Source organism: Streptomyces sp. NPDC005898, assembly GCF_040629635.1.
Taxonomy (GTDB): Bacteria; Actinomycetota; Actinomycetes; order Streptomycetales; family Streptomycetaceae; genus Streptomyces.
The window spans coordinates 1-9,666 of the sequence record NZ_JBEXWC010000053.1 but is presented as its reverse complement, the minus strand read 5'-3'; the positions used below and the strand labels follow the sequence as shown (position 1 = coordinate 9,666).

Below are 9,666 nucleotides of genomic sequence, written 5' to 3'. Positions count from 1 at the left end.
GAAAACGACACGACACACCAACAACAGCTACAGCGTCATCCCGCACCAAACCAGCATCCGACAACACGATCGACGGCCCCCGCTCGGTCGAAAAACAAGATGTAAACGTGCCGCTATTCGCCCATACACCCGAGGCAAATACTCTTCGGCAAATCTTCGTTAAAGGACGCTACTTCTATCTATTCAGCGTCACACAGCTAAGTCACACACAGCTAAATCGCACCCCTGGCACCCTGTCAAGCCTGGCCAAGGGCAGGGGAAACGGTGAGGCCGGAGACCATTGAGTCACCCACGGCAAAGGGAATCACCGACGGTGACCAGCACTCGGAGTGAGGTGCGGCAGCGAGCCACAAGATCACTGCCGCACCTCGGAGCGCCCTCACCTAGAGTGATCATCGCCCTTCCCGCCTCACTCTCTGACCACCTGCTGTGACGTCACTCACAAGCGGTAGGAACGTGGGGAGTTGGGCACGGAACCGCAGGTTGCACCGGTTCAGCAGTTCCCCTCGCGCCGGTAAAGGCGGGTTCTTGTCACCTTGTTGAATTAGCGTCAGGTGTTATGCCGGCCGACAAGGAGCTGCCTTCGCCGTCCGTTACCTCCCCGTCGCCGGGTCAGCTCACCGGGGCGGCTCCCTCGATGTGCGCCTCGATCGCGTCCATCACCGCCGAGGCATTCGCATTGATGTAGAAGTGACCGCCCTTGAACACCTTGATGTCGAACGGCCCGTTGGTGTGGTCGGCCCAGGACGTGGCCTCGTCGACCGTCACCTTGGGGTCGTCCTCACCCACCAGCGCGTAGATCGGGCAGTTCAGTCGCGGCCCCGGCGCGTAGCGGTAGAGCTCGGCGGCGCGGTAGTCGGCGCGGATGGCCGGCAGCACCATGCGCAGCAGCTCCTCGTCTCCGAGCACCGCCGCGTCGGTGCCGCTCAGCCGCTTCATCTCGGCGATCAGGCCGTCGTCATCCGACTCGTGGACGCGTTCGTCGCGGGGGCGCGACGGTGCGCGGCGGCCCGAGGCGAACAGGCCGAGCGGCACCGTACCCGCGGCTTCGAGGCGGCGCGCCACCTCGAAGGCGACCGAGGCACCCATGCTGTGTCCGAAGAGCGTCACCGGCTTGTCGAGCCACGGGCGCAGTTCGTCGACCAACTGCTCGGCCAGGGCCTCGACCGTCTCGACACATGGCTCGTGCCGCCGGTCCTGCCGTCCGGGGTACTGGATGGCCAGCACGTCCACCGCCGGCGACAGCCGCTGCGAGACCGGATGGTAGAACGGCGCCGATCCCCCGGCGTGGGGGAAGCAGACGAGCCGCGTCGCGGCCTCGGGGGCCGGGTGGAACTGTCGGACCCAGGCACTGGATGCTCCGGTCACTGTGTTTCAACTTCCTCTCTCGGCCGACGCTCGGCGTCGGCTGGTGCAGGCCTCAGCTGGCCCAGTTGGGCACATCCGTGATCTTGAGCACGGCGGACGAGCAGATCCATCCCGGGCCCTGGGAGGTGAGGAGCACGTGGTCGCCCGGCGAGAGTTCGCCGGTGCGCACGCTGTGCTCGAGCGAGATGATCAGGTCGGCGGCGCCCGCGTGACCGACGGACTTGCCGAACTCCCAGCTGGAGCGCTCCATCGGCAGGCCGAGCGGCTGCATCAGCGCCTGGTCGATCATGCGGCCGTCGAGGTTGATCGCGATGACCTTGGCGATGTCGGAGGCGTTGACGTCGGCATCGACCAGCGAGCGGAAGAGGATGTCCAGGTCGAACGCGGACAGGCTCTCCAGGATCTCGGTGAGCGGCATGTCGTTCTCGTTGAACTGGATCGCCCGCTCGCCGACGCTGAGTTCCTCGTAGACCTTGGTCTGCGGCGGCAGCAGCGATTCCTCGCCGCGGTGCCACTTCTCCAGCTTGTGCAGCGTGCCGGTGTTGAGCGCGCGGATCTCGGCGAAGCCGCTGTCGGCGCTGACGATGGCGGCCGCGGCGCCGTCGGAGAGGATGTAGGTGGTGCCGAAGTCCTTCCAGCGGTTGATCGTGGGGGTGCTGAAGTTCTGGGCCGTGGTCAGCAGCACCGTCTCCAGCTTCGCGGCGCCGGTGACCTGGCCGACAGCGGTGTCCAGCGCCGCGAGCATGCCGTTGCAGCCCTGGTGGATGTCGAGGGCGGGTATGTTGCCCGCGCCCAGCTCCCGCAGGATGTAACCAGGCGGGTACGCGCCGTCCGGGCCCTGGTAGTAGACGCTGCTGTGAATGTGGGAGTCGATCGACTCGGCTTCCACCCCGGCGCGCTCGATGGCGCTGCGCGCCGCGCTGACGGCCATGTCGACCGCCGGTACGTCACCGGCCACGTGGGTGCCGGTCAGGCCGCTGGCCTTGTACACCTCTTCGTCGTACATGCCCTCCGCGATCGCCTGCTCGCTGCTGACCCACTCGGGCAGGTGCACACCGACAGAGCTGATGTAGACGTCTTCTACTCTCACTGCGCGTTCCCTTTCGTGTCCTCGACCAGAGATTCAGCTGTCGAGGATTTCCTTCTTGAGGTACCGGGCGATTTGGCCCGCTGTGCTGAAGTCGAATACGAGCGTGGGCCGCAGCCGCAGGTCCGTGGCGGCGTTGAGCCGGTTGCGGACGTCGAGCGCCGACAGCGAGTCGAAGCCCAGGTCCTTGAAGGCCTGTTCCGGCGCGATCTGGTCGGCCGACCCGTAGCCGAGGGCGTCGGCGACGTACTGGCGCACCAGGTCGAGGAGGACTTCCTCCCGCTCGGTGTCGGTCAGTTCCGCCAACCGCGTCTTGAGCGTGGCGACCTCCTCGGCCGAGGACTCGGCGGTCCGCCGTGTCGCGGTGCGCACGATGCCGCGCAGCAGGGGCGGTGTGGTCCCGGCCTTGGCCCGCTCCTTCAGCTCGGCGTGGTTGAGCCGGGCGGGCACGACGAACGCCTCGTCGTTGCCCAGGTGCCAGGCGGCGTCGAAGAGCTCCATGCCCTCGGCCGAGGTGAGCTCGGTCAGGCTCGACCGGGTCATGCGCGCCGTTCCCGCCTGGTCCAGGTGGCCGGTCATGCTACTGCGCTCGGCCCACAGGCCCCACGCCATCGCCACGGCGTGCCCACCACGCGCCCGCCGCTCCTGGGCCAGCGTGTCCAGGAAGGCGTTGGCGGCCGCGTAGTTGGCCTGGCCCGCGCCGCCCAGGGTGCCCGAGATGGAGGAGAACAGGATGAAGGCCGACAGGTCGAGGTCCTGTGTCAGCTCGTGCAGGTTGAGCGCCGCGTCGACCTTGGGGCGCAGCACCGCCCGAACCCGGTCCTCGGTCAGCGAGGGGACGATGCCGTCGTCCAGGACTCCTGCGGTGTGCACGACCGCGGTAAGCGGGTGCTCCGCGGGGACCGAGTCCAGCAGCCACGCCAGGGCGTCCCGGTCGGCCACGTCGCACGCGGCCACGGTGACGTGCGCGCCCCGTTCGGTCAGCCGCTTCGCCAGCTCCGCCGCGCCAGGGGCCTCGGGCCCCTGGCGGCTGGTGAGCAGGAGGTTGCGTACGCCGTGCTCGGCCACCAGCCGGTCGGCGACCAGGCTGCCGAGCAGCCCGGTACCGCCGGTGACCAGCACCGTTCCGTTCGGGTCGAGCACGGGCGCGCCCTCGCCGGCCGGCGGCACCGGCTTACGGGTCAGCCGCGGTACGCGGGCCTTGCCCTTGCGCAGGACGAGCTGCGGCTCGTACGAGGCCAGCGCCTTCGTCACCGAACGCCAGGAGGCACGGCTGTCGTCGACGTCCAGGAGGACGAACCTGCCCGGGCTCTCCGTCTCCGCGGAGCGGACCAGGCCCCATACGGCGCCGGCGGCCGGGCAGAGCGTGCCCTTCGTGAGTTCGGCGGCGACCGCGCCACGGGTGAGGAAGACCAGTCGGGACTCCTCGAACCTGTCGTCCGCGAGCCACGCCTGGACCGATCGGAGGGCCGAGAGGATCGTCTCGTGAGCCGCTTCCGCCGCGTCCTGGGAGGTCAGCGGGCCGGTCGTCGCGGGTTGGGCGGTGACCAGCACCACCTCGGGCGTGACGGCACCCGCGTCGAGGGCCGCGCTCAGCGCCGCCAGGTCCGGATAGGCCTCGACGTACTTCCCCGCGGCCATCAGTGCGGAGCGCGCCCGGAACTCGTCGCTGCCGACGATGACCCACGAGCCGGGCGCGGTGGACTCCGCCGGCGCCGCCTCCGGGCGAGGGGTCTCTGCGCCCTCGACCCACTCCACGCCGAACAGCGCGTCGCGCAGACCGTCGCGGGAGCGCCCCAGCTGGGTCGGGTCCACCGGTCGCAGCACGAGTGATTCGACCGTCGCGACCGGCGCGCCCGTACCGTCGGCCACCGTGATGGCCACGGTGTCGTGGCCCTCTTCGGTGGGGCTGAGGGCGACCCGCAGCACCACCGCTCCGGCGGCGTGCAGGGTCACACCGCTCCACGAGAACGGCAGGCTCACCCGGTCGTTGTCGGAGAAGAACGCCCCCAGGCGCATCCCGTGCAGCGACGCGTCGAGCAGCGCGGGGTGGACGCCGAAGCGGGCGGCCTCCGCGTGGTGCTCCTCGTCGAGCACGACCTCCGTGAAGATCTCGTCCCCGCGCCGCCACGCGGCCCGTACGCCCCGGAAGGCCGGCCCGTAGTCGTAGCCGGTGGCTGCGAAGTTCTCGTACAGGTCCTCGACCTGGATCGGGACCGCGTCCACCGGCGGCCACACGCTGGCCAGGTCGACCGTCGCACTCCGTCGCGCGGCGGCGGACCGGTCGGCGACGGCGAGGACGCCCGTCGCGTGGCACGTCCAGGACTGTGCGCCGTAGTCGCCGTCCCGCCGCGAGTAGACGCTCAGCGCGCGCCTGCCCGTACGGTCCGGCTCCTCGACGGTGAGCTGGAGCTGCACACCGCCGCGCTCCGGGAAGATCAGCGGCGCCTGGAGGGTCAGCTCCTCCACCAGGTCGTAGCCGACCTCGTCGCCCGCGCGGACCGCGAGTTCCACGAACGCGGTGCCGGGCAGCAGCACGGTGCCGCCCACCGCGTGATCGGCGAGCCAGGGGTGGGAGCGCAGCGACAGCCGCCCGGTCAGCAGTACGCCGTCGGAGCCCGCGAGCTCGACGGCCGCGCCGAGCAGCGGATGCTCGGCGGAGCCGAGCCCGAGGCCGGTCACCGCGCCGGTGCCGGCGGCCCCGAGCGAGGCGTTCAGCCAGTAACGCTGGCGCTGGAAGGCGTACGTCGGCAGATCCACCCGCGCGGCCCCAGCCCCGTCGAACGCCTTGATCCAGTCGACGGCCACTCCGTGGACGTACACCTCGGCGAGGGAGGTCAGGAAGCGCTGCGGACCTCCCTCGTTGCGGCGCAGGGTGCCGTTCACCACGCTCTGCTCCGCGCCTCGGGCCTCGGCGATCTCCTGGAGCCCGATGGTCAGCACCGGGTGAGCGGATACCTCGATGAAGACCGCGTCCCCTTCCGCGAGAAGACCACCGACGGTCTCCTCGAAACGAACCGTGTGCCGCAGGTTCCGATACCAGTACCCGCCATCCAGCTCGACGGTGTCCAACAGACCACCCGTGACCGTCGAATAGAACGGCACCGACGACGACTTCGGCTCAATCCCCGCCAACAGCTCCGCCAACCGCTCCTCAATGACCTCCACCTGCGCCGAATGCGAGGCGTAATCCACCGCGATACGACGCGCCCGCACCCCATCAACCTCACACCCGGCCAACAACTCATCAAGCGCCTCGACCTCACCGGCCACCACCACCGACGCCGGACCATTCACCGCCGCAACCTGAATCCGGCCACCGAACGACTCAATCCGCTCAGCAACCTCCCCAGCACTCAGCGACACCGACACCATCCCGCCAAGCCCCGCCAACCCCTCAGCAATCGCCTGCGAACGCAGCGCCACCACCCTCGCCGCATCACCCAGCGACAGCGCACCCGCCACACACGCAGCCGCGATCTCACCCTGCGAATGCCCCACCACCGCAGCAGGCTCAACACCATACGAACGCCACAACGCGGCCAGCGACACCATCACCGCCCACAGCACCGGCTGAACAACATCCACCCGCTCCAACGAGGGGGCACCATCCGCCTGCCGCACCACCGACTCAAGATCCCAGTCGACAAACTCCCCCAACGCCCGACCACACTCAGCGAACCGATCGGCGAACACCGGCGCGGAATCCAACAACCCCACCGCCATACCCGCCCACTGCGAACCCTGACCCGGGAAGACAAACACCACCCGGTCACCCGCACCGGACAGGCCCGAAGACGGACCGGTCACCACACCCGCAACGTCCTCACCCCGCGCCAGAGCACCCAGCCCCGCACGCAGCCCTCCTTGATCACCGACGACGACCGCACGGTGCTCGAACCGCGTCCGACCAGAGGCAAGCGACCACCCCACATCCACCGCCGACAACTCACCACGCGCCTCAACATGCGCCAGCAACCGCTCCGCCTGCCCCCGCAACACCTCCACACCACGACCAGAGAGCACCCAGGGCACCATGACCGGTTCGCGGCCCGGCGTCGCCGGCTGCGTCGGCTCCTCGGCCGGGGCCTGCTCCAGGATGAGGTGGGCGTTGGTCCCGCTGACGCCGAAGGCGGAGACGGCCGCCCGGCGCGGTCGGCCGATCTCCGGCCATGCCCGCTGCTCGGTGAGCAGTTCCACGGCCCCGGACGTCCAGTCCACCCTGGGCGACGGCTGGTCGGCGTGGAGTGTTTTCGGCAGGACGCGGTGCCGCAGAGCGAGCACCATCTTCATCACCCCGGCCACCCCTCCCGCCGCCTGGGTGTGGCCGATGTTCGACTTGAGCGAACCGAGCCACAGCGGCTGGTCCTCGGGCCGCCCCTGGCCGTACGTGGCGAGCAGCGCCTCCGCCTCGATCGGATCGCCGAGCGTGGTGCCCGTGCCGTGCGCCTCGACCACGTCCACGTCGGTGGTCGAGAGGCCGGAGTTGGCGAGTGCCTGGCGGATGACCCGCTGCTGGGAGAGTCCGTTGGGGGCGGTCAGGCCGTTGGAGGCGCCGTCCTGGTTGATCGCGCTGCCCCGGATGACCGCGAGTACTGGGTGTCCGTTGCGGCGGGCGTCGGAGAGCCGTTCCAGGACGAGCATGGCCGCGCCCTCGCCCCAGCCCGTACCGTCCGCCTCCGCGGAGAACGCCTTGCAGCGGCCATCGGCCGAAAGACCGCGCTGGCGGCTGAACTCGATGAAGATGCCCGGCGCACCCATGACCGTCACACCACCGGCCAGGGCCAGCGAGCACTCGCCGTGCCGGAGCGCCTGAGCGGCCTGGTGAAGCGCCACGAGCGACGAGGAGCAGGCCGTGTCGACCGTGATGGCGGGGCCTTCGAGGCCGAGGAAGTACGCGAGACGACCGGAGACCACGGCAGACGCCTTGCCGGTCAGCAGGTAGCCGTCGAGACCCTCCGACGCCACGTACAGCGGCGTGCCGTAATCCTGGTACGTCGTACCGGCGAATACGCCGGTCTGGCTGCCCTTGAGCGAGGCCGGGTCGATGCCCGCGCGCTCGAGCGCCTCCCACGTGGTCTCCAGCAGCAGGCGCTGCTGCGGATCCATCGCCAACGCCTCACGCGGCGATATCCCGAAGAACGCCGGGTCGAACTCGGCGGCGTCGTGGATGAAGCCGCCCGCCCTGACGTAGCTCTTGCCGGGCTGCTCGGGGTCCGGGTCGTAGAGGTCCTCGATGTTCCAGCCGCGGTCGCTCGGCATCTCGGAGACCGCGTCCCGGCCCTCGGCGACGAGCTGCCACAGCTCCTCGGGCGTGCTGACGTCGCCGGGGAAGCGGCAGCCCATGGCGACGATCGCGATCGGCTCGTCGTCCGGGCGCGGCGTCGCCGTGTCGGCCCCCACCGCGCCGGCGTCGGCGTCTGCGTCGGAGCCCATGAGTTCCGCACGCAGGTACCCGGCCATCAGCGAGACCGTGGGGTAGTCGAAGACCGCGCCCGTCGGCAGCCGCAGCCCGGTGGCCTCGTTGAGCCGCTTCCGCAGCTCCATCAGGCGCATCGAGTCGAAGCCGAGGTCTTTGAACGCCCGTCCCACCGCGACCGCGTCCATACCGGCGTGCCCCAGCACCGCCGCGCTGTGGGTACGGACCAGGTCGAGCAGCACCCTCTCCTGTTCGGCCACGGCGAGCGCGGCGAGCCGCCCGGCGAGTCCATCGTTCGCGTTGGGGTCCTCCTCGGCGGCGGTGAGCGATGTGCCGGACTGCTGCTGGGCCGGCTGTCGCCGCTGCGTCTGCCGCTTCTGCCGCCAGGAGGCCAGCGTGGGCAGCAAGCTGCTCAGCAACGCTTGCTCTTGATCGCCCTCGACCTCAAGCGTGGCGGCGAGGGACGCGAGGTCCTCGCTCTCGATCGCCTCCCAGAAGCGCGCCTCCACCTCGTCGACGCGCGCCGAGCCGGGCGAGGTCTCCAGCCAGTAGCGCTGACGCTGGAAGGCGTACGTGGGCAGCTCGACGCGGGACGCGCCGGTCCCGGTGAACGCCGCCGTCCAGTCCACGGGCACGCCCTGGACGTAGGCCTCCGCGAGCGAGGTCAGGAAGCGGTCGAGACCGCCTTCATTCCGACGCAGCGAGCCCAGCACCACGCTGTTGTCCGCGCCATGGGCCTCGGCGATCTCCTGGAGCCCGATGGTCAGCACCGGGTGGGCCGACGCCTCGATGAAGACCGCGTCCCCCTCCTCGAGAAAACCACCGACGGTCTCCTCGAAGCGAACCGTGTGCCGCAGGTTGCGATACCAGTACGCGCCATCCAGCTCGGCCGTATCCAGTAGCGCACCCGTGACCGTCGAATAGAACGGCACCGACGACGACTTCGGCTCAATCCCCGCCAACAGCTCCGCAAGCCGCTCCTCAATGACCTCCACCTGCGCCGAATGCGAGGCGTAATCCACCGCGATACGACGCGCCCGCACCCCATCAACCTCACACCCGGCCAGCAACTCATCAAGCGCCTCGACCTCACCGGCCACCACCACCGACGCCGGACCATTCACCGCCGCGACCTGAATCCGGCCACCGAACGCCGCGATCCGCTCAACAACCTCACCAGCACTCAGCGACACCGACACCATGCCGCCCAGCCCCGCCAGCCCACCGGCGATCGCCTGCGAACGCAGCGCCACCACCCTCGCCGCATCCCGCAGAGACAACCCACCCGCCACACACGCAGCCGCGATCTCACCCTGCGAATGCCCCACCACCGCAGCAGGCTCAACACCGTACGAACGCCACAACGCGGCCAGCGACACCATCACCGCCCACAGCACCGGCTGAACAACATCCACCCGCTCCAACGACGGCGCCCCCGGCACCTGCCGCACCACCGACTCAAGATCCCAGTCGACAAACTCCCCCAACGCCCGACCACACTCAGCAAACCGCTCCGCAAACACCGGCGCGGAATCCAACAACTCCACCGCCATACCCGCCCACTGCGAACCCTGACCCGGGAAAACGAACACCACACGGTCAGCCGTCCGTGTCACACCCTCGCCCGGACCGGTCACCACTCCAGAGGCGATCTCACCCCGCGCCAGCGCGCCCACTCCGGACACCAGTGCGTCCATGTCCCCGCCGACCACGACGGCCCGGTTCTCGAACTCCGCCCGCTCCGATACCAGCGACCAGCCCACATCCACCGGCGACAACTCACCACGCGCCT

The 9,666-nt window shown here is 69.7% G+C and carries 4 protein-coding genes; 1 reads left to right on the top strand and 3 read right to left on the bottom strand.

The window, feature by feature from the left end; all coding sequences use genetic code 11:
* The coding region (locus tag ABZ385_RS33115; protein WP_358589466.1) for a hypothetical protein at positions 1-284 on the top strand (284 nt) is incomplete at its 5' end.
* Between the two features lie 328 nt (positions 285-612).
* On the opposite strand, the gene ABZ385_RS33110 is transcribed toward ABZ385_RS33115, so the two are convergent.
* The 3 genes from ABZ385_RS33110 to ABZ385_RS33100 form a co-directional block, all read right to left on the bottom strand.
* On the bottom strand, positions 613-1,368 hold the full coding sequence (locus ABZ385_RS33110) for an alpha/beta fold hydrolase (RefSeq protein WP_358914192.1): 756 nt from the start codon (positions 1,366-1,368) through the stop codon (positions 613-615).
* 52 nt (positions 1,369-1,420) lie between these two features.
* On the bottom strand, positions 1,421-2,458 hold the full coding sequence (locus ABZ385_RS33105) for a ketoacyl-ACP synthase III family protein (RefSeq protein ID WP_358589471.1): 1,038 nt from the start codon (positions 2,456-2,458) through the stop codon (positions 1,421-1,423).
* Between the two features lie 33 nt (positions 2,459-2,491).
* Positions 2,492-9,666, bottom strand: a 7,175-nt coding sequence (locus ABZ385_RS33100; protein WP_358914191.1) for an SDR family NAD(P)-dependent oxidoreductase, incomplete at its 5' end; no start/stop codon positions are given.